The following is a 23740-nucleotide window of genomic DNA, read 5'->3' on the forward strand; positions in this document are numbered from 1 at the left end:
GCGGTTCTGCGCGCTACACCACCCGCAGCGCTGGGGCATGCACGCCATGGCCATGCCCTGCACCAGCCCCCGCGCGCACACGGAACGCTGCCACCGTCTGCAGCAACTGCGAAGACTGCTCTTCCATGCTGCGCGCGGCCGCTGAGGCCTCTTCCACCAGCGCTGCATTCTGCTGCGTGCCCTGGTCGATCAGATCCACCGCGTGGTTCATCTGCTGGATGTCGTCGCTTTGCTGTTGCGCAGCGGCGCTGATCTCGGTCATCAGGTCACTGACACGTCGCACGTCGACCACGATCTCGTCCATGGTCCGCCCGGCGCTCTCGACCTGCGCCGTTCCGGCGCCGACATTGGCAACCGATGCATCGATCAGCTGCTTGATTTCCTTCGCCGCACCCGCCGAGCGCTGCGAGAGCTCACGGATCTCGGTGGCGACCACGGCGAAACCACGACCATGCTCACCGGCACGCGCCGCTTCGACGGCCGCGTTGAGCGCCAGGATGTTGGTCTGGAACGCAATGCCATCGATCACACCAATGATGTCGACGATGCGACGCGAGGAGGCGTTGATCACCGCCATCGTCGAGACCACGTCATGCACCACCTGGCCGCCGCGTGCGGCTACATCGGCGGTGCCGCCGGCCAGCTGGCTGGCCTGGCGCGCGTTGTTCGCGGTGCGCTGCACGGTCTCGGCCAACCCCTTCATCGACACCGCGGTTTCTTCCAGTGATGCGGCCTGCTGCTCGGTGCGCTGGGAAAGGTCGTTGTTGCCTTCGGCGATTTCGCTCGCACCCACCGCAATGGTGTCCGCGGCGAACTTGATCTGACCGATGATTCCGGCCATTGCTTCGACCAGCGCGTTGACGCCGCCGCACAGTTCGGCGATCGGGCCGCTCTTGTCGGCCATGGCGATGCTTCGGGTCAGATCGCCCTCCTTTGCCGAAGCCACCACCTCGCGCGTCTGCGCCACGGCACGCTGCATGGCCTGGCTCTCATGCACCTGCGCGGTGATGTCGGTGGCGTACTTGACGACCTTGAAGGGCCGCCCGCCCGCGTCGAGGATCGGGTTGTACGACGCCTGGATCCACACTTCGCGGCCACCTTTGCCCAGCCGCCGGTACTGGCCTGCGTCGTACTCGCCAGAGCCGAGCTTCTCCCAGAACCGGCGATACTCGACACTGGCCCGGTAGTCAGACTCGACGAACAGCGAATGATGCTGGCCGCGCACTTCTTCCAACGTGTAGCCGGTGGCGGCCAGGAAGTTCGCATTGGCGTCCAGGATTCGGCCATCCATGCTGAACTCGATTACCGCCTGCGATTTATCGATGGCGGCGAGTTGCCCCGCCGACTCGGCCGCCTGCTGCTTCTGCGCCGTGATGTCGGTCGCGAACTTGACTACCTTGTACGGTCGCCCGTTCGGGTCCAGCACCGGGTTGTAGGACGCCTGGATCCAGATCTCGCGCCCCCCCTTGCCGAAGCGCCGGTACTGTCCTGCATCGAATTCACCGCGACCCAGCCGCGCCCAGAAGTCGCGGTATCCGGTGCTGCGCGCGTCCTCGGGATCGACGAACAGGGAGTGATGCCTGCCCTGGATCTCATCCAGGCGATATCCCAGTGCCTGCAGGAAATTGTCATTGGCCTGCAGGATGGTGCCGTCGAGGGCGAACTCGATGACGGCCTGCACCCGATGCAGTGCGGCAACCTGGGCTTCAAGCTCGACGTGCCGCCGATGCTGCTCGGCTACCTCCGCCGCCCGGCGCTGCGAGCCCAACACCCCTCGCAGCGCGTGCCAGGGAGACCAACGGGTGAGCACTTCGGCCGGCGCCTGAGCACCTTCCATGGAGCCTGAAACAAGCATCGTCTGATCCTCGGTGTCCGGGTAGCGGTTGCGACCCGCCGAGCGGGATGCCCGGCGGCAACTTCGATTGCCTGGGACTGCAGACGCCGGAAGGCGTCACTCGAGCGACTGGCAGAAACAGCAAGGCAGCTGCGATCGTCATCAATCAGCGGCGAAGCAAACGGCTCGGGCCGCCCATCGGAGGCAGCTTCGGGTCCGGCAGCAGGAGCCTGTAGTGGGCTCCAGAGAAGGTATCGGCGGGGCGACCAACAACTTTAGGGCGCCATCCCCTGGTCGGAAGCGCGCCGCAGAACCCAGCGCAGCAGCATCGTTGCCAGCACTGCCGGCAGGTAGCCCAGACTGCCGCAGACGACCAGCAGTGAGGGTGCCACCAGTGGCCCGCCGCCACCGAGGAACCAGTTGCGGGTGGAGAGGATGTACAACGCGAACGGCACCAGCAGCAACGGTGCCAGCCGCAACAGCTGCCACCGCCATCTGCCCGGCCCGATCCAGCCAGCCAGGGCACCAAGCACGGCACCTGCGGCTACGATGGCGGCGATTTCATCCATGACGCGCTTCCGGAAGTCTTCCAGCCACCATTCTGGACCAGCGCCGACGGAAAGGGGATGCGGCAGGCACGCAGAAGGTTGCAATGACCATCGGGACATCCTTTGCCTGCGCGCTGCCAGCAGCATGCGCCACTGACTGGACTTTCCCTGGGAGGCAGCATGCTTCGACGCTTGAGCGCCATCATCATCTTCAGCCTGTGCAGTGCCGGCGCATTGGCCAGCGACGCGGGTTTCCGCCCCAGCTTCCATCCCGACCAGCTGAAGGGGCCACCGGCCGGTCGCCGCAACGAAGTACTGGTGCTTGGAACAGCGCATCTGTCAGGGCTGCCGAAGACCTTCGAGCCGGCCATGCTGGAGCCACTGCTGCAGCGCCTGGCACATTGGCGCCCGGAGGCGATTGCCACCGAAAACCTGTCCGGCCTGCAGTGCGACTTCATGCACCGCAATCCCGGCCGCTATGCCGAAAGTGTGGAAACCTACTGCTTCGACACCAACGCGGCCCGCGCAGCCACCGGCCTCGACGTGCCCAGCGCCAATGTCGAGATGGAACGCCTGCTGTCGGCATGGCCGGCAAGCCCGACAGCGGCGCAGCGTCGCCGCTTGGCCGCAGTGTTCCTTGCCGCTGGCGAGCGCGGATCGGCGCATGTGCAATGGCTGCGTCTGCCTGTGCAGGAGCGCATCGCAGGCGAAGGTCTGGATGCTGCGCTGGTCGAGATGCTCGACAAGGGCCTGACCCGTCGCAATGAAACCAACCTGGTCGCGGCAGTCCTCGCTGCCCGCCTCGGGCTGGAACGCCTGTGGGCAGTGGACGACCATACCGCCGATTCGCCAACCCCGCCCGAGGACGAGAAGGCAGCACGCGAAGCGATCATGAAAGCCTGGGACAATCCGCACGCAAACGCACGGCGGGACGCCGACGAGCCGCTGTATGCAAATGTCGACAAGGTCGGTGGCGTACTGGACCTGTACCGTGCCTACAACCGCCCCGACGTCGGCTTGCAGGCCTACCAGGCGGACTTCGGCGCCGCGCTGGTCGAGCCCTCCCGCCAGGGCTTTGGTCGCAACTATGTGGGCTACTGGGAAACCCGCAACCTGCGCATGGTCGCCAACATCCGCGAGGTGCTGGGCCAGCGGCCGGGGACGCGGCTACTGGCCATCGTTGGCGCTTCGCACAAAGGCTACTACGAGGCCTACCTCAACATGATGCATGACGTGCAGCTGGTAGATGCCGAAGCGGTGCTGCGCTGAGGCCTACACCTATCACCGCAGCAGCTCCACTACCGGCGTTGCTGCGCATCACGTCGCCCGGCGCGCCAGATCGTCACGCTGGCAGCGACGATGCAGCCCAGCGTGACCAGCAGCATCACCGCCACGCCCCACTGCACCACGGGGACCAGCATCCGGGCCTGCTGATCGTTGCGCAGCTGCTCCAGCCGGAGCCAGCCGGAGAGAGCCAGGGACCAGCCGACAATGGCCGGCGCATAGGCACGAACTGCACTCAGGTTCCAGGACGTCATTTTCGTTTGCCTGCGAAGGTGGGGCGTTGGCGCAGTATTCGCCGCGCCCCTCTCACAGGTTGAGATCAGCCGTCGTTGAGGTCGCTGCCGTCCGCCGGCGAGCCGCCGGGCAGTTCGCTGGTTTCGCCCTGTACCTGCACGTTGTTGCGGCCCATCGCCTTGGCCCGGTAGCACTGGGCATCGGCGGCCGCGACGGCCTGGTCCACGCTCATGCCGACAGCGAGCGGCGCGATGCCGATGCTGGCGCCGATCCGCAGCTGGTGCTGGTCCCAGGGAATGGACAGGTTGGACAGGGTATGCAGCAGTTCACCACCGATGCGTGCCGCGCGCCGCGGGCTGCACCCGGACAGGATCACCACGAATTCGTCACCGCCCAGACGCGCCACCACGTCCGAATCGCGGACACCATGGCGCAACACGCTGGCCACGGCCCACAGCACCGCATCGCCGGCCAGGTGACCAAAGGTATCGTTGACCGGTTTGAACCGGTCCAGATCGATATACATCAACGAGGCCGCCTGGCCCGTCCGCTCGACCCGGGTGATCGCCTGCTGCAGGTGCACCTCGAAACCACGCCGGTTGCCCAGTTCGGTCAGCGGGTCCATCTCGGCCAGATGTCGTGCCTCGCGCTGTCGGGCGCGCTGCTGCGTGTCATCGCGCAGTACCCACACGGCCCCGCGCACATGCCCCTCGTCGTCACGCAACCAGGCCCGCGTCAGGTCCACCGGTACTGTCGCCACTCCCATCCGCAGTAACAGATCAGCGTGCAGGTCCACGGCATTGCCTTCTGGATCCAGCAGCACCGCTACGTCCAGCAATGACTGCGGGGCGTACTCGGTGGTCAGTGCCAGCACATCCTGCACGTTGTGCCCTGCCAGCGACAACGCACCATCGCCGGCAAGCAGACGCACGGCAGCGGCGTTGGCATATTCGATGCGGCCATCCAGGGCGACGCTGAGCACCAGGTCGGCAACCGCATCCAAGGTGATGCGGCTGCGCTGTTCGCTTTCGAACAAGCGCTGCTCGCTGCTGCGCTGGGCGCTGACATCCTGGATCTGCGACACGAAATGCAGCGGTTCGCCGCGCTCATTGCGTACCAGCGATACCGACAGCCGCGCCCAGATGGTGTTGCCATCACGACCCACGTAGCGTTTTTCAAGATGATAGTGCGTGCGTCGCCCCGCCAGCAGATCCTCCACCAGGGCCAGATCGGTCTGCAGATCGGCCGGATGGGTCAGCCGCTGGAAATCGACCTGCAGCAGCTCCTCGCGCGGGTAGCCGAGAATGCGGCATAGCGCATCGTTGACATCCAGCCAGCGCCCTTCCAGCGACACCAGCGCCATTCCCAGTGCCGCCGAGGTAAACGCACCGGCGAACTTGTCCGCCGCAAGACGTGCCTCAGCGCGTGCCTGCAGGATTTCAGTGATGTCGATGGCCATGCCGACATAGCCGATGCGCTCACCATCGGCGCCATCCATACGGCTGATCGACAGGCGCACTTGGCGACGCTGGCCGTCCTTGCGCAGCAGCGTCCACTGCCGCGAATACGTCTGGCCGTCCGCGCGCGCACTGAGTGCCTCGAACACACCAGGAACCTGTCCGTCAGCGGTCGCCAGCGGTCGCAGCCACGCCTGCAGTTCAACCGGGTCGTGGAAGGCGTCCAGCCTGCGCCCACCCACTACTTCAGCAGCGGTGTAGCCGAGCAGCCGCTGCGCACCCGTGTTGAACAGGGTGATGGTGCCGTCGGTGTCGGTGGCGATCACCGCCACTTCGTCGGAGGCATCCACCACCGCCTGCAGGCGCTGGCGCATTTCGGCCGCATCCTGGCGCGCGCGCTGCAGTTCGGTGACGTCGGCGTGGGCACCGGCCATCCATAGCGGCCTGCCCTGCCCGTCCCATTCGAAAACCCGTCCTCGATCGTGGATCCAGATCCATTCGCCATTCCGGTGGCGCATCCGCAACAGGCAGACATAGTGGTCGGTGCGGCCATCAAAGTGGTCCTGCAGGGCCGCATCGGACAGCGCCAGATCATCGGGATGGACCAGTGCGATGAAGGTCTTCTGGCAGATCGGCTCCAACTCGTCCAACCGGTAGCCGACGATCTCGGCCCAGCGTTCGTTGACCCGCATCTGTCCGCTCTGGACGTTCCATTCCCAGGTGCCGGCCGCAGTGCCCTCGATGATCATCGCCAGGCGACGGCGCTCTTCGGCCAGTTCCTGCAGCCGGCGCTCCAGCAGTGCGTTGCCGCTGTCGCCTTGATCGGCCATCAGCCGCCTCCCCTGCCGACGCAGCTGCCCGCAGGCCGTGGCGAGGTGCCACAGCGGTCACGGAACAAGTCGGATGGTGCTGACGGCATGGCCTCCCCAGCGACAGCAGGGGCCCAGGCGCCCCTTCCGGCGCAAGTGTGCGCATTGCCGGGGAACATCGACAAGTCCCCCACCCGGGCCGCACCGGGAGGGGGGCGGCGGACTCAGCTGCGCTTGGCCCGGGCGAACGCCTCGGCCAGGGCATTGTTGGCGGGCGGCGCGGCCTGTGCCGGGCGTCCGCCGTTGCCCGGGTTGCGCCCCTGGCCACGCCCCTGCCCGGAATTGCCAGCGTCGCGACGGGGCGCCTGCCCCTGGCTGCGTTCGTCACGGCTGCCCGTGCGGCTGGTGGCCTGGCCGGGCGTATCGTCCAGGCGACGGGTCAAGGCGATGCGCTTGCGCGGCACATCCACCTCCAGCACCTTCACCTTGACGATGTCGCCGGCCTTGACCACGTCACGCGGATCTTTCACGTAGGTATCGGACAGCGCCGAGATGTGGATCAGGCCGTCCTGGTGCACACCGATGTCAACGAACGCACCGAACGCGGCCACGTTGCTGACCACACCTTCCAGCACCATGCCCTCGCGCAGGTCCTTGATGTCCTCGACGCCATCGGCGAAACGGGCCGCCTTGAACTCCGGGCGCGGATCACGGCCGGGCTTTTCCAGTTCCTTGAGGATGTCGCGCACGGTCGGTACACCGAACGTTTCGTCGGTGAACTGCTCGGCTTTCAACCCGCGCAGGAAACTACCGTCGCCGATCAGCGCCTTGATCGGGCGCGCGGTGCTGGCCACGATGCGCTCGACCACCGGGTAGGCTTCCGGATGCACCGACGATGCATCCAGCGGCTGATCACCATCGGCGATACGCAGGAAGCCCGCACATTGCTCGAACGTCTTCTCGCCCAACCGCGACACCTTCAACAGGTCCTTGCGACGCTTGAACGGACCATTGTCATCGCGGTGGCGCACGATGTTCTCGGCCACCGTCGACGACAGGCCTGACACCCGCGACAGCAGCGCCGCCGACGCCGTGTTTACGTACACGCCAACAGCGTTCACGCAGTCCTCCACGCGCGCATCCAGCGCCCGCGCCAGGCGGTATTGATCCACGTCGTGCTGGTACTGCCCGACACCGATCGCCTTCGGCTCGATCTTCACCAGTTCGGCCAGCGGGTCCTGCAGGCGACGCGCGATCGATACCGCCCCACGGATCGACACGTCCAGGTCCGGGAACTCCTTGGCCGCCGTTTCCGATGCCGAATACACCGAAGCCCCGGCTTCACTGACCACGATCTTCTGCGGCGCGTTGTCACCCAGCGCCTTGATGGCTTCACCGGCCAGCTTGTCGGTCTCGCGGCTGGCGGTGCCGTTGCCGATCGCGATCAGCTGCACGTTGTGCTTGGCGCACAGCTGCTTGATCGTCTGCAGCGACTGCTCCCACTGCCGGCGGGGTTCGTGCGGGTAGATGGTATCGGTGGCGACCAGCTTGCCGGTGGCGTCGACCACGGCGATCTTGCAGCCGGTGCGGATGCCCGGGTCCAGGCCCAGCACGCTTTTCGGGCCCGCCGGTGCGGCCAGCAGCAGATCCTTGAGGTTGTCGCCGAACACCGCGATGGCTTCGGCCTCGGCTTTCTCACGGGCCTGGTTGAACAAGTCCAGCAGCAGGTGCATGTGCAGCTTGGCCCGCCAGGTCAGGCGGCAGGCGTCCAGCAGCCAGCGATCAGCGGGACGCCCCGCATCGCGGATACCGGCGTTGTGCGCCACGCGCCCTTCAGCGTACTGATGTCCGGCCTCGGCATCCTTGCCGGGATCCAGCTCGAGGAACAGGATCTCCTCGCGGCGCGCACGGAACAGCGCCAACAACCGGTGCGAGGGGATCTTCGCCAGCGACTCGGCGTGTTCGAAATAATCGCGGTACTTGGCGCCCTCGGTTTCCTTGCCCTCGGCAACGCGGGCACGGATCACGCCCTGCTCGCTCAACCAGCTGCGCAGCTCACCCACCAGCGTGGCGTCCTCGCCCCAGCGCTCCATCAGGATCGCGCGGGCACCTTCCAGCGCGGCCTTGGTATCGGCCACGCCCTTGTCGGCATCCACGAACGTGGCGGCAAAGACCTGCGGGTCCTGTGTCGGATCACCCAACAGGCCATCGGCCAGCGGCTCCAGTCCTGCTTCGCGGGCGATCTGCGCGCGGGTGCGACGCTTGGGCTTGTACGGCAGGTACAGATCTTCCAACCGGCTCTTGGTGTCGGCGGCGAGGATCTCGTTGCGCAGTTCATCGCTGAGCTTGCCCTGCTCGCCGATGCTGGTCAGCACCGCCGCGCGGCGGTCTTCCAGTTCGCGCAGGTAGGTCAGGCGGGTTTCCAGGTTGCGCAGCTGGGTGTCGTCCAGCCCACCGGTGACTTCCTTGCGGTAGCGGGCGATGAACGGAACGCTGGCGCCTTCATCGAGCAAGCCGACGGCGGCGCTGACCTGGGCGGTCTGGGCACCGATTTCATCGGCGATGGTCTGGGCGATCTGCTGGGCGAGCTGGCGCTGGGCGTGCTTGGCGTCGTGCATTGTTTCCGGCCTGGGCCGCATTGCGGGAAAGGCCCATTCTTGCAATGCGCGGGCGGCAGGGACAAGGCGTTGACAGAACGACGGTTCAGGCGACGGGTCCGGATCGGACGCCGGCATCCTGGCAAGTGGGGCTCGGACTGGCCCCGGGGCTGGGATGCCGGCGCGGACGCGCGATGGTGGGCGCGTCCTGCCGCGTAGTGCGAAGGTCAGCGGTAGTGGCGGGCGGCACGCTGCATGACGATATCGTCACGCAGGCTCTCAAGCGCCATCAGGCGGACCTTGCCGACACCCTGCAGTTCCATGAACCGCTCCGTGTAGAACTCCGGCCCCAGCGCGGTATCGGCGCGGGATTTGCTGAAGCCGTAGGGCACCACGCCCTTCTCGCCATCCTTGCTACCACCGACATAAAGAACGATTGCCATGTGATGTATTCCTCCAAATTGCTACTGCGTACTGCACACGATGAGCGGTACTTGCGAGCCCATCGGGATAGAGCTTACCGCGACCAAGCTGACTGGAACGTCACGAAGACTAATGACGATCGGTTGCATGCAGATGACTGCGGAATCGCAGCAGAATGCTTACGGATCTTTAACTTCCGGCTAACGAATCGCGGGGATTCCAGCCAACGGCGCAGCCCCTCGTGGGTGGGTGTGGTTGGTCGCGGAATGCAAAATCCGTCGCGCTGGTCGGTCGGGTTGGGTTCGCGGCGGACGCCGTGAATCCGTCCCTGGAGGCTTGGCCGCGCCATCCATGGCGCGGACATCCCCGCGAACCCAACCCGACCGCCCTCTGACAGATTTCTGCGGTCTGCCACCCACGGAAAAGAAAAAAGAAGATCAAAAGCAAAAGCGGCCTGGCTGGCCGCTTTCTGTAGAGCCGAGCGCAGCGCGCGACCCGCTGTGTTGTGCTTTTTCTTTTCCGTGGCTGGACGCGCCCGGAAACTGTCAGGAGCCGGGCAGGTGGGTTGCGCAGGGGCGTGAGCCGCATGGATGCGGCGACCGAGCTTACAGGGACGTACTTGCAGCGGCCCCTGCGCAACCCACCTGCCCGGCCCAATCACATGAATCGCCTTTCGCGACCACCCACGAGGGGCTGCGCCGTTGGCTGGAAACTACGGCCACCAGCCGTGCCCGAACCGCGCGTAATGATCAGCCGCACGCTCGAACGGATTACGCGCGCTGACGCCACCGCACAACAGATACACCGGCAGGTACAGCGGCCCCAGCACCAGGTACTGGTATACGTGTGCACGCTCGTGGTCATCCAGCCGGATCAACGGTTCCACGCCCCAGCCCGCCTGATGCGCGTAGGTACGGCAGCACATGCCCAGGTCGTAGCCGGTGTGCAGGATCACGTTACCCAGGGTGATCGCTCCGCCCGGCCCCCACGGCCAATGGTCGAAAACCACCGCGCAGTCGCGACCGCTCCAGCGCATCTTCGCGCCCCCCAGCAACCCCGCCAGACCGCCGAGCAGGCCGATCAGGGTATTGGGCACGGTCCACAGCGCGCCCAGTGCCTGCAGCGCGCGCAGCCAGATCGGCCAGGGCCGGGACGCGGCGTTCAATCGGCCTCGTTGGGGATCAGCAGCCACAGCAGCAGGTAGATCAGGATGCCCGGGAACGCGGCCGACGCCAGCGAGATGACCACGTACAGCACCCGTACCAGGGTCGGGTTCCAGCCGAAACGATGGGCGATGCCGCCCATCACTCCGGCGATCATGCGGTCGTTCAGCGAGCGCGACAGGGTGCGCGGCACAGCGTTCATGGCGAGGTCTCCCGGCTGACTGGCTGCGGCCACTGTAGCGCCTGCCGTGTCTACGGCGTGCGTTGGCGCAACGCCTGCAGGCGGGCGCCGAACCACGCCGCCGAGGTCTGTTCGGGCTGGCCGGGGCAGCGGATCCGGTACGCCTTGCCACTCATGCTGCTCTGGCTCGCCGCACGCTCGATGAACTGCTCGGCGGTGTCGACCATGTTCTTCTTCAGCAGATAGTCGTATTTGCGCTGCAGGTGCGAACGCGCATCGGCGGGACCGTACCAGCTGCCATTGCGCTGGAACTGGCAGGCCGACCCGTCCAGGCTGGCGATCAGCCCCGCGATCTCCTGGCGCGCCTGCGCTCCCGGCGCTGACCACGCCGGCCCGGTGCACAGCAGGGCTGGCAGAAAGCAAACCGGGATGAACAGCTTTCGTACAGATTGCATGGTACTTGTCGGTTCCATCGGTAAACGTGATGGATCCTCGCATATCCAGGAGTTCACATGCATCACGTCCTGCCATCAAGCGCTGTGGCATTGCTGCTGGCGGCCACCACTGCCTCCGCCTGCCCGGCGGCGATGGCCCCACAAACGGTTCTCGCATCGACAGCGTGGCAGACGACCGCCGTGCATGAGGGTGACGACCGGTCCACAAACGTGATCGACCGCTACCCTGACGTAGTGGGTCTATCCGTGTGGGATGCCTGCAGTAACCGGTTCGAGTATTTCGACCCGATCAGCGGCGCATCGCGCGCATCGTTGGGAGGCGCCGGCTACTATCTGTTCACCGGGGACGGCCAGCACCAGGTCACCCTGCCCGATCGCGGCGCACCGATCTCCCGCCGGCTGCAGACCCTCGACGCGGATGAGTTCACGTATTCAAGGACGGTTCCCAGGAATCTGCAGGCGGGGCAGCCGGAGGTCATCCTCCATGTCGTGCATACGCCCTACCGCGGGCCGCTGGCCATTCCCATGCGACCAGGCTCAGCGTCCCGCTGAACCGGCCGTGCGTTCCTTCAGCCAGTTGTCGATGGTCGCTGGCACTTCGCGCTGCGCACGGCCTGAGACATAGATGCCGATATGCCCACCGCGGAAACTGGACTCGGTGTAGTCCTGCGTGCCCAGCCGGCCACGCATCGCACGTGATGCATCCGGTGGCACCAGGTGATCCTGTTCGGCGTAGATGTTGAGCACGGGCAGGGTCACCTTGGCCAGGTCCACCGCCTCCTCACCGATATGCACGGTGCCGTTGACCAGTCCGTTGCCCTGGTAGAACTGCTTGATGAACTCACGGAAGGCCTCGCCAGCCAGATCGGGCGAGTCGAAGATCCACTTTTCCATGCGCAGGAAGTCTTCCAGCGCGGCCTTGTCATCGAGGATGTCGAGCAGGCCCACGTACTTCTGCACGTTCAGGCGGAACGGCTTGAGCATCAGGTAGCTGGCATTCATCAGATCGGCCGGGATGTTGCCCAGCGTGTCCACCAGCAGATCCACATCCACCTGCTGCGCCCAGTGCGACAGCATGTTGTCGGCGGTCTGGAAATCGACCGGGGTGACCATGGTGATCAGGTTGCCCAGCTTCTGCCGGCGCAACGCGGCGTAGCACAGCGCGAACACGCCGCCCTGGCAGATGCCGAGCATGTCGACCGGGCCACCGCTGCGCGCGCGCAGCGCATCCACCGCGCCATCGATGTAGCGCAGCAGGTAATCCTCAAGCGTCTGGTAGCGCTCGGAACGATCCGGATAGCCCCAGTCCAGCACGTACACGTCCTGGCCCAGCGCCAGCAGCTTCTGCACCAGTGAGCGATCGGCCTGCAGGTCGACCATGTACGGGCGATTGACCAGCGCGTACACGATCAGCAGCGGCGTGCGCCGGACCGGCGCGTTCTCGCCGACGAAGCGATACAGCACCACCTTGCCATCGCGCCAGACTTCCTCGCGGGCGGTGGCGCCATAGTCGACAACCTCCACCTGCGGCAACAGCTTCAACCCTTCCATCAGCTTGCGCTGCATGGCCAGGGTCTCCTGCATCAGGTCATCGGCATTGAAGCCCAGCGGTCCTTTCATGGCTTACGACTTCCGCGTGGTAGTGCGCGAGGTGGCCTTCTTGGCTGGCGCCTTCTTCGCGGCGGCCTTCTTTGCTGGTGCCTTCTTCGCGGCAGGCTTGCGCGCGACGGGCTTCACCCTCGCAGGCGCCGGCTGGGCCACCGGATCGACCGCATCGGTACCGGCAAGCACCGCCACCTGTGCCTGCAGCCGGCGCAGAGTGCGCTCGAGCTCGGCGATGCGACGATGGGCGGCATCCATCTCGGTGCGGGTCGGCAGGCCGATACGTTCACTCATCTGTTCCACCTCGCGTTGCAGCCCCGCGCGCAGGCGCATCTGCGCATTGCCCAGCGCCGCGTAGATCTGCTGGAACGGTGCAGACATGGCGACCTTGGCGTAGGCCTCCTCGGCCACTTCGATCCACAGATCGAACATCGCCCGTGCGCTGGTCAGCTGGCTGCCGGGTTGCTCATGGTTGGCCAGGCGCTGCTCGAACAGGTCGAACGCCTCTTCCAGCGCCTGCTTGATCTGCTCGACATAGGCCTGCGAGTGATGCTGGTACTCCTCCTGCGCGCGCAGCAGGGCCTGCCACCGCGCCTGGTACTCGCGGCCGGGCCCGAACGCCGGGCTCTGCAGCCAAGGGCCGGCCAGCGTCTGCAACTGCTGGAACCACGCCGCGAACTCGGGCGCAGCCGCGCCCGCGTGGGTGCTGCCACGGGCGCCCTGCAACATCCACTGCAGCATGCCGTCACCCTGCCCCTTCACCGCTTCACGCCAGGCCTGGGCAACCTCGGCACTGCTGGCATCACGGCCGGCAAAGCGTGCAGCCACTTCCTGCATGGTGCCGTACCAGCTGCCAGCCTGTTCGCGGAACCGACGCACGGCCTCTTCCGGCGCTGCCGCCCCGGTCTCGGGCAGCAGTTGCCCCCACCAGTCGAACAGGTGCTTCCAACTGCCCGGGTCGTCGCCAGCGGGGGCCCCCGGTACAGTCGCGTGGCGCAGGGCATCGCCCCAGGCACCGAAGTACTGCCGGGCCAGGCTCTCGAAATCACTGCTACCGGGGTCGTTGGCCGAGCTGGTCATCGCGCTCCTCCGCAGGGCTGGGTCATGGCTTGGGAATGCGCAGGGTCTTGCTGATCATCAGCGACCCGGACAGCGCGAACAGCAGCACCAACGGATGCAGCTGCCAGGGACCGATCTGCCACTGGCCCAGCCACAGGTCGTGGCCGATGGCATCGGTGCCGGCGGCAATCGCCAGCACGATCACCAGCGCCAGGCTGGTGGGAATCGGCGTTCCCTCGAAGTACTTCACCTTGCCTTCGTCACCGCTCATCGCCTCGGCGGTCACGTTGTACCGGGCCAGGCGGCTGACGCCGCAGCAGACGAAGTAGCTCAGCACCAGCCAGTCCCAGCCCCCCTGCATGCCACAGGCATAGGCCAGCGCTGCCGGTGCGACACCGAAGGAAATGACGTCGGACAGCGAGTCCAGCTCGCGGCCCAGGGTCGAACTGGACTTGCGCCAGCGCGCGATACGGCCGTCCAGTGCATCGAAAATGAAAGCCAGCGGGATCAGCGCCATGCCGAACAGCAGATAGCCACGCTCGCCGTCCTGCAGGAAACGCATCGCGGCAAACACCGCGCCGGTGCCGCAGAAAGCGTTGGCGAGGGTGAACCAGTCCGCCAGATGGAACTCGCGCAGCATCGAGAAGTGACGTTTCATGAAGTCTCACGGGGCATCAAGGCCCACAGGGTACCGCGAGCGCCGCCACCGGCAACAGCGTGGGCTTCCCCTGTCCTTCACCCGTCACTCACCGATCCTCACCAGCGGTGAATTTTTCGCCACCCATCTTGACAGCCTAGGGGGGTGGCGCCTGCCAGTGCTTATCCACAAAGTTGCCCACGCGTAATCCACACCCCCTGTGGACAACTGGCTCTCACCGACTGCGACGCTGGACATTTCCTGATCACCTCAAGCCGGGGTTTTCCTACTTCCCAAGCCAATCGGCTGGCGCTATGGTCTGCGGCGGACCCGCCGCCGCCACGTCCGACTCCCTACCGACGGACGATGTTGATGCTGGATGCACGCACCCTGGCCGCGCAGTTGCGGCAGCCCCTTGGCGAGGCCGCGCTGGCCGTGGGCGAATCGATGAACCGCAGCAACGGCGCCCTCAACCAGGCAGCAATCGCGGTGCTGGCGGATGAGCTGGCGCGGGTGCCGCATCGCGGCGGCCGGCTATGCCTGGCCTTCGGCGATGCTGGATTCATGCGCAGCCTGCCCTTCGCCGATGACTTTGAACTGCATGAGCGGGATGCCGTGGAGCTGGCGCTGCGGGTCCGGTTTCAGCGTCACGGCCTGGCGCACGCATCGCGAATGCACGGCCGGCAATGACGGCCAGCAGCGGGAAAAGCACTTCCACCTGCTGCTGGCGCGCCGCCGGTAGTGCCGGCCGCTGGCCGGCACTACCGTGGACCCGGCGGGTGGAGAGCCCCCTTGTTGTTCAAGGGGGCGCGCCGAAGGCGCGGGGTTAAGGGAGGATGCGGGGGCAGCCGGCTTCGTCGAAGACGAGGACGGCTGCCGGCCAGCGGCCGGCACTACCAAGCGGGCTAGGTCAAAGACGGCTGAAGGACCAGCTCTGCATGCGTCCATCCCGGTAAGGCATCACCCCGTGGAACGGGCGCGGATCGGCATCGAACACCAGCGGCAGGAAGTTGCGGTCGCCCTCCCACATCGGCAACTGGTCGAGCTTGTCCACGTCCACCCACTCCAGGGTGCCTTCGTGGTTGCCGCCGTGCGGGGCACCCTCGAAGCTGTCGATGACGAACACGAAACCGAACCAGTCCTCGCCGTGCTTGCCGAAGCCCGGCCAACTGATGGTGCCGCGCAGGCGCATGGCCGTGCAGTCGATGCCGGCCTCCTCGGCGATTTCACGGCGCATGCCGGCGGCCACGTCTTCGGTCGGTTCGACCTTGCCGCCCAAGCCGTTGTACTTGCCAAGGTGGTGGTCGCCGGGCCGGGTATTGCGATGGATCATCAGCACTTGGCGACGATCGGGCGAGAGCACATAGCCCAGGGTGGCGACGATCGGGGTATACGGCATGTGCGAATCCGGCGGCGGGTCAGCCGTGGATTATGGCCGATCAACGCACCAGCGATAGGCGACGGTCGCCGGCACCCACGGTGTGGCCGTCAGGGTCTCGATGCAGGGTGGCTACGCCATGGCCGCGTTCGGCCAGGTATTCCAGCCATTTGCCTAGGAAGGTGTTCATCCGCATGCGATGGCTGATCAGCTCGGCCGGCGGCGGGTACAGGCCCATCGTGTCCTGCCAGCGGCGGCCGACGTAGCAGTGGGTGGTCTCGGCCTGGCGGGCGTCGCGGTACAGGCGGACGAAGGCTGATGGGTCCGGTTCACCGGTCACCGGGTCGGCCAGGTCGTAGGTCAGGCGCAGTTCCACCGTGTAGCGGTGGCACTCGATCACATCCAGACGCACGTCCAGGCCATCGCCCACCGAAGAGACATAGCTTCCCGCCACCAGCTCGGCCGGCGCGAACAGGCGCACCAGGTGACGGTAGTTCTCTGCGTACAGCCCCATCAGCCAGCTCAGCCGGCTCAGGCGGGGAATGCGCTCGGTACGGGGCAATGCTCGGGCCATGGGTTGATCCTACACGTTGGCCCTTCAACGTGGGGACTGCTCGGCTCCGGCCAAAGGGGCCCTGTATCGACCAACGGTCGATACCCACCGCGCAGGTGGGCCACGACCATTGGCCGTGGCGCACCCGTCAATACAGCTCGCGCTGCAGCCCCAGCGTGCCCAGCACCTTGCTGGAGATCTCCTCGATCGAGGTGTGGGTGGTGCTGAGGGTCGGGATGCGCTCCATCTGGAACATGACCTCCGCCGCAGCAACCTCGCGCTTGCAGGTATCCAGGTTGGCGTAGCGCGAATTGGGCCGGCGCTCCTGGCGGATCTGCTGCAGGCGGTCGGGGTCGATGGTCAGGCCGAACAGCTTGCGTCGGTAGTTGCGCAGCCGTGGCGGCAGGCGGTCGCTCTCCAGATCCTCGTCGGTCAACGGGTAGTTGGCCGCGCGCACCCCGTAGTGCAGCGCCAGATAGATGCAGGTGGGCGTCTTGCCGGCCCGCGACACCGCCACCAGGATCACGTCGGCATCGTCGTAGTTCACCGCGATGCCATCGTCATGGGTCAGCGCGAAGTTCATCGCATTGATGCGCCGGTGGTAGGTGTCGAAGTCGACCATGCCGTGGGCCTGGCCGACCCGGTTCAGGCGCGAGCTGGACAGTTCGCGCTCCAGCGGCTCGATGAACGGGGCGAACACATCCAGCATCAGCGCCCCGCTTTCGGCCAGGATCAGGCTCAGGCTCTGGTCCACGCAGGAGTTCACCACGATCGGCCGGACCTGGTAGCGCTCCCCCGCCGCCTGGATCCGGGCACAGGCTTCGCGGGCTTTTTCGGGGTCATCGACAAATGACATCCGGTCGGTAATGAAGCTGAACCCGGAGAACTGGGTCAGCAGGCTATGCCCAATGGTTTCAGCGGTGATACCGGTTCCATCGGAAACGTAGAACACCGGACGGATGGTCGACATGCGCGCATTTACCCCCTACGAAGCCTAAAAGGGCCGCCAACACAAGCTTGTGCCGACGGTGGTCTGCCCGGCATCATATCGGCTTCTTCCTACGGACGCGGCCATCCAAGCCCGCCTCGGGCGATGGCCAAACGGAGCATCGCGCTTGAACGAGAACATCCTGTGGTTGCACGAACTGCGTCTGGCCGACCTGGCCCGCGTAGGCGGCAAGAATTCCTCGCTGGGCGAGATGATCGGCAACCTGGCCGGTCTGGGCGTCTCCGTTCCTGGAGGTTATGCGACCACGTCTGAAGCCTTCAAGGACTTCATCGCACATAACGACCTGTCCAAGCGCATCTTCGACAAACTGGCCACGCTGGACGTCGAGGACGTCACCGCGCTGACCGCGGCCGGCAAGGAAATCCGGAGCTGGGTGATCGACGCGCCGCTGCAGCCGCAGCTGGACCAGGACATCCGCAGCGCCTACGCCAAGCTGAGCGCCGACAACGGTGGCGGCGATGTGGCCGTAGCCGTGCGTTCTTCGGCCACCGCCGAAGATCTGCCCGATGCCTCCTTCGCCGGTCAGCAGGAGACCTTCCTCAACGTCACCGGTGCCGACGATGTCGTGCACAAGGTCAAGGAAGTGTTCGCCTCGCTGTACAACGACCGTGCCATCGCCTACCGCGTGCACCACGGCTTCAAGCATGAGGACGTGTTCCTGTCGGCGGGCGTGCAGCTGATGGTGCGTTCGGGCGTGGGCGCATCCGGCGTGCTGTTCACCCTGGACACCGAGTCCGGCTTCCGCGACGTGGTGTTCGTCACCTCCTCGTTCGGCCTGGGCGAAATGGTCGTGCAGGGCGCGGTCAACCCCGACGAGTTCTACGTCTACAAGCCCACCCTGCAGGCCGGCAAGCCGGCGATCCTGCGTCGTTCGCTCGGCAGCAAGGCGATCCGCATGGTGTATTCGGATGTCCCCGGCGAGCGCGTCAGGATCGAGGACACCCCGTCCGAACTGCGCACCACCTTCTCGATCAACGATGAAGACGTGGCCGAACTGTCGCGCCAGGCGCTGACCATCGAAAAGCACTACGGCCGCCCGATGGACATCGAGTGGGCCAAGGACGGTGTCAGCGGCAAGCTGTTCATCGTGCAGGCGCGCCCGGAAACCGTGAAGTCGCGCAGCCATGCCACCCAGATCGAGCGTTTTGCGCTGACCGAGAAGGGCGGCAACGTTCTCGCCGAAGGCCGTGCCGTGGGCGCCAAGATCGGTGCCGGCGTGGCGCGCGTGGTGAAGACGCTGGAAGACATGAACCGCGTGCAGCCGGGCGACGTGCTGATCGCCGACATGACCGATCCCGATTGGGAGCCGGTGATGAAGCGCGCATCGGCGATCGTCACCAACCGCGGCGGCCGTACTTGCCACGCCGCGATCATCGCCCGCGAGCTGGGCGTGCCGGCCGTGGTTGGTTCGGGCAACGCGACCAAGGTCATCGAAGATGGCCAGCTGGTTACCGTCAGCTGCGCTGAAGGCGATACCGGCTTCATCTACGAAGGCAAGCTCGGTTTCGAGCGCACCACCACCGATCTGGGCAACATGCCGCCGGCACCGTTGAAGATCATGATGAACGTGGCCAACCCGGAACGTGCCTTCGACTTCGGCCAGCTGCCGAACGCCGGCATCGGCCTGGCACGCCTGGAAATGATCATCGCCAGCCACATCGGCATCCACCCCAACGCGCTGCTGGAATACGACCGTCAGGACGCTGCGACCAAGAAGAAGATCGACGAGAAGATCGCCGGTTATTCCGATCCGGTGGGCTTCTACGTGAACCGTCTGGCCGAAGGCATCGCCACCCTGACCGCTTCGGTCGCACCGAATCCGGTGATCGTGCGCCTGTCGGACTTCAAGTCCAACGAGTACGCCAACCTGATCGGCGGCAGCAACTACGAGCCGCACGAAGAGAACCCGATGATCGGCTTCCGCGGCGCCAGCCGTTACGTCGACCCGAGCTTCTCGGCCGCCTTCGCACTGGAGTGCAAGGCCGTGCTGCGCGTGCGCAACGAGATGGGCCTGGACAATCTGTGGGTCATGATCCCGTTCGTGCGCACCCTGGAAGAAGGCCGCAAGGTCGTCGAGGTGCTGGAACAGAACGGCCTGAAGCAGGGCGAGAACGGCCTGAAGATCATCATGATGTGCGAAGTGCCGTCCAACGCACTGCTCGCCGATGAGTTCCTGGAGATCTTCGACGGCTTCTCGATCGGCTCCAACGACCTGACCCAGCTGACCCTGGGCCTGGATCGCGACTCGTCGATCGTCGCGCACCTGTTCGATGAGCGGAACCCGGCGGTGAAGAAGCTGCTGTCGATGGCGATCAAGTCGGCGCGTGCCAAGGGCAAGTACGTCGGCATCTGCGGTCAGGGCCCATCCGATCATCCGGATCTGGCCGAGTGGCTGATGCAGGAAGGCATCGAGTCGGTGTCGCTGAACCCGGACACCGTGGTCGATACCTGGCTGCGCCTGGCCAAGTTGAAGGCCAAGGGTTGAGCTGTTGATGCTTGGTGGCTGACGTCGCTTTCATCGAGGTCGGCCCATAATGAAGCTGCACGCAAGCCCCGCCTTCGCGGGGCTTGCTGTTTCTGGCGTCCGCGCACGCCATGTTCCTGTCGCACATGTTCCCGTCGCAAAGGAGTCCGCATGATCGCCGCTGCCCCACCCTCGCCCGCCACGACGTCCTGGTTCCATTCGCTCGACTGGGAGCGCCTGCTGGAAACCTACGGCGTGCCGTTGCTCGCTGCCATCGTCGTGTTTCTGGTCGGGATGTGGGTCGCACGCCGACTGTCCAATGCGATGCCGCGCGCGACCACGCGCATGGGCATGGACCCGATGCTGGGCAACTTCCTGCGCAACGTGGTGTACGCCACCTCGCTGGTGATCGTAGTGCTGCTGGCCATCGATACGCTCGGCGTAAGGATCACTCCGCTGCTGGCCGTGCTCGGCACCGCCGGTCTGGCCGTTGGTCTGGCACTGAAGGATTCGCTGTCGAACATTGCTTCAGGCGTGATGCTGGTGACCCTGCGTCCGTTCCGCGTGGGCGATGTGGTGACCATCGCCGGGCAGACCGGCACGGTACGCGAGGTGCGCATTTTCCAGACCGTGATCACCGGCGCCGACAACCAGCACACCACCATTCCGAACACGTTGATCACTGCTGCCCCGATCATCAACCTCACCGCAGAGCCCACCCGCCGTGTCGAACTGGTGGTGGGCATCGGCTACGAAGACAACATCCAGCTGGCCCGCGATACCGCACTGGCACTGATGAAGGCCGACCCGCGCGTGCTGCAGACGCCAGCACCGGACGTGGTGGTGTACGAGCTGGGCGCGCACGCGATCAACCTGGGAATCCGCTGCTATGTGAAGTCGGCGGACCACTTCGGCACCAAGGTCACCCTGCTGGAGCAGATCAAGCTGGACTACGACAAGGCCGGCATCAACATCCCGTATCCGCAGCAGGACATGCACCTGTACCTGCATGGCAAGGATGGCGGCGTGGTCGAGGCCGACGCGCTGGTACGCGACAAGCCCTGATCCGTCCTGGTAGTGCCGACCAACGGTCGGCACCCACCCACCAGCATCGGTAGCGCCGGGCCATGCCCGGCGGACGCGGAATCAGGCCTCCACGGCCTCCTCCAGCACCGGATAGTCGGTGAACCCGACCGCGCCACCGCCGAAGTACGTCGCGCGATCAGGAAGATTCAGCTCCGCGCCCACGCGCAGGCGCTCAGGCAGATCCGGATTGGCGATGAACGGCCGACCGAAGCCGATCAGGTCAGCCCAGCCTTCCTCCAGCGCCTGCCTGGCACGCTCGGCGGTGTACTTGCCGGCGTAGATCAACGTGCCCGGATAGATCATCCGCAGCGCCTGTTTGAACGCCACCGGCATCAACGGGGCATCCTCCCAGTCGGCCTCGGCGATGTGAAGGTAGCCCACGCCCAGCTCACCCAGCAGGTGCGCGGCAGCCAGATAGGTCGCCTGCGGCGTGTCGTCCACCGCACCCTGCAGCGTGGTCAACGGCGCCAGCCGCACGCCTACGCGGTCGCCGCCAGCAACATCGACCACCGCCTGCACCACCTCGCGCAGGAAGCGCAGGCGATTCTGCAGCGCGCCGCCGTAGGCATCGGTGCGCTGGTTGGCCTGCGAATCGATGAACTGGTTGATCAGATAACCGTTGGCACCATGCAGCTCAACGCCGTCAAAGCCAGCGGCCAGTGCATTGCGGGTCGCCTGCGCATAGTCAGCCACGATGCCCGGGATCTCCTCTTCGCCCAGCGCGCGCGGCATCGAGTGCTGGATCATCTCGCCCACGCCAGATTCCGGACCGGCACCAGTCGGGTCAACGAAGACCTTCACTCCTTCGGCCAGCAGCGCCGAGGAAGAGACCGGTGCCGCGCCCTCCGGCTGCAGGGCGACATGGGACACCCGGCCCACATGCCAGAGCTGGGCGTAGATGCGACCACCGGCCGCGTGCACGGCATCGGTGACCCTGCGCCAGCCCTGCACCTGCGCTTCGCTGTGGATGCCCGGGGTCCAGGCATAGCCTTGGCCCTGCGGGCTGATCTGTGTGCCTTCGCTGACAATCAGGCCGGCACCGGCACGCTGGGCGTAGTACTCGGCCATCTGTGTGGTGGCAACATTGCCGGCAGCCGCACGCGAGCGGGTCATCGGCGGCATCACGATGCGGTTGGGCAGCGTCAGCGCGCCCAGGCGGTGGGGGGTGAACAACATGGCGGATTCTCTTGCGGGGGATTGCCGGCAAGGATGGGGATGGCGCTGCGCGCGCAACAGGCGCGTCTGTGCAAAACAGTTGTGCCTGCCAGGCAAGGGTCAGAGCCCTTTTCTGCGGAGATCGGGGTCGGATCCCTTTCCGCAGGAAAGGGCTCTGACCCCATCGTTACAACGTCGGCTCGATCAACGCCCCGCCGTGCGCGATGCGGTCATAGCAGGTGCGCACTACTTCTTCGCCGTATTTCAGCTCCAGCCGGCGCACGATGAAATGGCCGCGGGCCATGTCCTGGTAGTAATCGGTGAACATGGTATTGAGCGTCGCGCCGGCTGCTGCACCGACGATCGGCACCGCCTGCGCGGCGAACTTCTCGGTGATCACCACACCGAAGCGGGCGGCGACCTTTTCCACCAGCTTCGCCAGAAGCTTGCCGGCTTCCTTGGGCGCCACGCCCAGGGTCAGGTCACGCCCGGTCACCACGCGCCCAGCCAGTTCGGCCGACAGGTGGCGCATCACATCGGTGGTGAAGCCACGGGCGAGGTAGTAGCCGGTCTCGCTGGCATCATCACGCGGCGAATTACCTCCCAGCGCGAACACCTCCAGGCAGGCCTGGCGGGTGCTGAACTGCGATAGATCGAAGCCTTCGCTGCGGGCCACATCGGCCACCGCGCGCATCATGATCGTGGTCGACACCGGCAACTCGATGAACAGCGCGGCAAAGCCGAATGCACCACCAACCGCGCCGGATGTCGCCGCCGCCAGCTTGTGCCAGCGTATCGAGGCGCCCTTGCCAGGCGTGTTGTCCATGCTCCACAGCGCGGCCTGCACGGATTTGGACAACGCCGCCTGCACCGCGCCGTGGATGCGGTTGGACACCGACGTCGGAAGCGCCTTCACCGCAAACTCCAGCGGCGTCCCGACCAGGTTGCCCATGCGCGCGGTGATCGTCGGTGCTTCCAGCAGCGCTACCGCCCGCTGCAGGTCAGACCAGTCGCCGGCGTCGTGGGCGATATCACGGGGCAGCAGGATGGGCTTGTTCATACGGCCGATCTTAGCGCCGTGGAGTTGAACGGAGCGTAGTGCCGGCCGCTGGCCGGCAACCCTGTGCCGCCAGCGGGGATCAGGCGGTTGCCGGCCAGCGGCCGGCACTACCCATCAAGGGGTCGGCAGGCCCGCCAGTACGCCCATGAACTGGCGGTAGTGGCGCAGTTCGTTGATCGAATCGTGCACATCGCTCAGTGCGGTGTGGTTGCTGTTCTTGCCCACGCCCGCTGCCACGGTCGGCGCCCAGCGCTTGGCCAGTTCCTTCACCGTGGACACGTCCAGGTTTCGGTAGTGGAAGTACTTCTCCAGCCGCGGCATCTGCCGGTGCAGAAAGCGGCGGTCCTGGCAGATGGAGTTGCCCGACATCGGTGACACGCCGGCCGGAATCCACTGCGCCAGGAAGGCCACGGTCTGCGCTTCGGCCTGGCCAAGCGTGGTGGTGCTGTCGATGACGCGCTGCCACAGGCCCGAACGACGATGCTGGTTGCGGTTCCACTCGTCCATCGCTTCCAGTGTTTCCAGCGGATGGTGGATGGCGAACTCCGGGCCCTCGGCCAGCACGTTGAGCTGGGCATCGGTGACCACGGTGGCGATCTCGATGATCGAATCGTTGTCGGTATCCAACCCGGTCATTTCCAGGTCGATCCAGATCAGTCGCTCGTTGGCCGCGCCGTTCTCTGCCATCGTGTCGCCTCGTTGCTGGGCAGGCACGAGGCCGGCCGGTAAAGGAAAGTGGCGGCCATCATACC

Annotated in this window: 22 protein-coding genes and 1 pseudogene; 5 read left to right on the top strand and 18 right to left on the bottom strand. The window is 65.8% G+C overall.

Going from position 1 to position 23740, the window contains the following annotated elements; translation table 11 throughout:
• Positions 1-13 precede the first annotated feature (13 nt).
• Together ACEF39_RS12295 and ACEF39_RS12300 are read right to left on the bottom strand one after the other, a co-directional pair.
• On the bottom strand, positions 14-1855 hold the full coding sequence (locus tag ACEF39_RS12295; RefSeq protein WP_500285250.1) for a methyl-accepting chemotaxis protein: 1842 nt from the start codon (positions 1853-1855) through the stop codon (positions 14-16).
• 254 nt (positions 1856-2109) lie between these two features.
• The gene (locus ACEF39_RS12300) at positions 2110-2403 is read right to left on the bottom strand and encodes a hypothetical protein (protein ID WP_500285251.1); all 294 of its coding nucleotides are present in this window, start codon (positions 2401-2403) and stop codon (positions 2110-2112) included.
• 159 nt (positions 2404-2562) lie between these two features.
• Here ACEF39_RS12300 and ACEF39_RS12305 point away from each other — a divergent pair, with 159 nt between their 5' ends.
• A complete protein-coding gene (locus ACEF39_RS12305; RefSeq protein ID WP_500285252.1) occupies positions 2563-3651 on the top strand; it encodes a DUF5694 domain-containing protein in 1089 nt (362 codons plus the stop codon).
• 29 nt (positions 3652-3680) lie between these two features.
• Here the strand turns inward: ACEF39_RS12305 and ACEF39_RS12310 are convergent, their stop codons facing one another.
• The 7 genes from ACEF39_RS12310 to ACEF39_RS12340 form a co-directional block, all read right to left on the bottom strand.
• A complete protein-coding gene (locus ACEF39_RS12310) occupies positions 3681-3920 on the bottom strand; it encodes a hypothetical protein (protein ID WP_500285253.1) in 240 nt (79 codons plus the stop codon).
• Positions 3921-3985: 65 nt separating this feature from the next.
• Positions 3986-6187: a PAS domain S-box protein gene (locus tag ACEF39_RS12315; RefSeq protein ID WP_500285254.1), complete on the bottom strand. Its 2202-nt coding sequence runs from the start codon at positions 6185-6187 to the stop codon at positions 3986-3988.
• Between the two features lie 203 nt (positions 6188-6390).
• A complete protein-coding gene (locus tag ACEF39_RS12320) occupies positions 6391-8784 on the bottom strand; it encodes a Tex family protein (protein ID WP_500285255.1) in 2394 nt (797 codons plus the stop codon).
• A gap of 206 nt (positions 8785-8990) precedes the next feature.
• Complete coding sequence (locus tag ACEF39_RS12325; RefSeq protein WP_025879252.1) at positions 8991-9206, bottom strand: hypothetical protein; 216 nt, start codon at positions 9204-9206, stop codon at positions 8991-8993.
• 692 nt (positions 9207-9898) lie between these two features.
• Entirely contained in the window at positions 9899-10351 is a 453-nt protein-coding gene (locus ACEF39_RS12330) for a hypothetical protein (protein ID WP_500285256.1), read from the bottom strand.
• Complete coding sequence (locus ACEF39_RS12335) at positions 10348-10551, bottom strand: PspC domain-containing protein (protein ID WP_089235996.1); 204 nt, start codon at positions 10549-10551, stop codon at positions 10348-10350. The genes ACEF39_RS12330 and ACEF39_RS12335 overlap by 4 nt, the downstream gene beginning before the upstream one ends.
• A 50-nt stretch (positions 10552-10601) precedes the next feature.
• Positions 10602-10985: a YfeK family protein gene (locus ACEF39_RS12340; protein ID WP_500285257.1), complete on the bottom strand. Its 384-nt coding sequence runs from the start codon at positions 10983-10985 to the stop codon at positions 10602-10604.
• Positions 10986-11042: 57 nt separating this feature from the next.
• On the opposite strand from ACEF39_RS12340, the gene ACEF39_RS12345 reads away from it, so the two are divergent.
• The gene (locus tag ACEF39_RS12345; protein WP_500285258.1) at positions 11043-11537 is read left to right on the top strand and encodes a DUF4822 domain-containing protein; all 495 of its coding nucleotides are present in this window, start codon (positions 11043-11045) and stop codon (positions 11535-11537) included.
• On the opposite strand, the gene ACEF39_RS12350 is transcribed toward ACEF39_RS12345, so the two are convergent.
• Genes ACEF39_RS12350 through ACEF39_RS12360 form a run of 3 tightly spaced genes read right to left on the bottom strand, consistent with a single transcriptional unit; the run spans position 11523 to position 14304 of the window.
• A complete protein-coding gene (locus tag ACEF39_RS12350) occupies positions 11523-12605 on the bottom strand; it encodes a class III poly(R)-hydroxyalkanoic acid synthase subunit PhaC (RefSeq protein ID WP_500285259.1) in 1083 nt (360 codons plus the stop codon). The two genes, ACEF39_RS12345 and ACEF39_RS12350, sit on opposite strands and share 15 nt — an antisense overlap.
• Positions 12606-12608: 3 nt before the next feature.
• Complete coding sequence (gene phaE, locus ACEF39_RS12355; RefSeq protein WP_500285260.1) at positions 12609-13667, bottom strand: class III poly(R)-hydroxyalkanoic acid synthase subunit PhaE; 1059 nt, start codon at positions 13665-13667, stop codon at positions 12609-12611.
• Positions 13668-13689: 22 nt separating this feature from the next.
• Positions 13690-14304, bottom strand: coding sequence for a CDP-alcohol phosphatidyltransferase family protein (locus tag ACEF39_RS12360; protein WP_025879258.1), 615 nt, complete (start codon positions 14302-14304; stop codon positions 13690-13692).
• A gap of 345 nt (positions 14305-14649) precedes the next feature.
• Here ACEF39_RS12360 and ACEF39_RS12365 point away from each other — a divergent pair.
• Positions 14650-15025, top strand: a pseudogene (locus tag ACEF39_RS12365) (hypothetical protein).
• 168 nt (positions 15026-15193) lie between these two features.
• Here the strand turns inward: ACEF39_RS12365 and ACEF39_RS12370 are convergent.
• From ACEF39_RS12370 to ppsR, 3 genes are all read right to left on the bottom strand, one after another.
• Positions 15194-15682 (bottom strand): NUDIX hydrolase, encoded by a 489-nt coding sequence (locus ACEF39_RS12370; RefSeq protein WP_093819148.1) that lies wholly within the window; start codon positions 15680-15682, stop codon positions 15194-15196.
• Between the two features lie 40 nt (positions 15683-15722).
• A complete protein-coding gene (locus tag ACEF39_RS12375; protein WP_500285261.1) occupies positions 15723-16235 on the bottom strand; it encodes a DUF1249 domain-containing protein in 513 nt (170 codons plus the stop codon).
• A gap of 127 nt (positions 16236-16362) precedes the next feature.
• A complete protein-coding gene (ppsR, locus tag ACEF39_RS12380; protein WP_025879262.1) occupies positions 16363-17184 on the bottom strand; it encodes a posphoenolpyruvate synthetase regulatory kinase/phosphorylase PpsR in 822 nt (273 codons plus the stop codon).
• Between the two features lie 145 nt (positions 17185-17329).
• On the opposite strand from ppsR, the gene ppsA reads away from it, so the two are divergent.
• Complete coding sequence (gene ppsA, locus ACEF39_RS12385) at positions 17330-19708, top strand: phosphoenolpyruvate synthase (protein ID WP_500285262.1); 2379 nt, start codon at positions 17330-17332, stop codon at positions 19706-19708.
• Positions 19709-19858: 150 nt separating this feature from the next.
• A complete protein-coding gene (locus tag ACEF39_RS12390; RefSeq protein WP_500285263.1) occupies positions 19859-20752 on the top strand; it encodes a mechanosensitive ion channel family protein in 894 nt (297 codons plus the stop codon).
• 81 nt (positions 20753-20833) lie between these two features.
• On the opposite strand, the gene ACEF39_RS12395 is transcribed toward ACEF39_RS12390, so the two are convergent.
• From ACEF39_RS12395 to orn, 3 genes are all read right to left on the bottom strand, one after another.
• A complete protein-coding gene (locus ACEF39_RS12395) occupies positions 20834-21949 on the bottom strand; it encodes an alkene reductase (protein WP_500285264.1) in 1116 nt (371 codons plus the stop codon).
• Between the two features lie 166 nt (positions 21950-22115).
• Complete coding sequence (locus ACEF39_RS12400; RefSeq protein WP_500285265.1) at positions 22116-22988, bottom strand: EcsC family protein; 873 nt, start codon at positions 22986-22988, stop codon at positions 22116-22118.
• A gap of 114 nt (positions 22989-23102) precedes the next feature.
• Positions 23103-23675 (bottom strand): oligoribonuclease, encoded by a 573-nt coding sequence (gene orn / locus ACEF39_RS12405; RefSeq protein ID WP_500285266.1) that lies wholly within the window; start codon positions 23673-23675, stop codon positions 23103-23105.
• Positions 23676-23740: the final 65 nt, after the last annotated feature.

Origin of the sequence: Stenotrophomonas indicatrix, from assembly GCA_041545745.1 — a bacterium.
Classification (GTDB): Bacteria; Pseudomonadota; Gammaproteobacteria; order Xanthomonadales; family Xanthomonadaceae; genus Stenotrophomonas; species Stenotrophomonas indicatrix_A.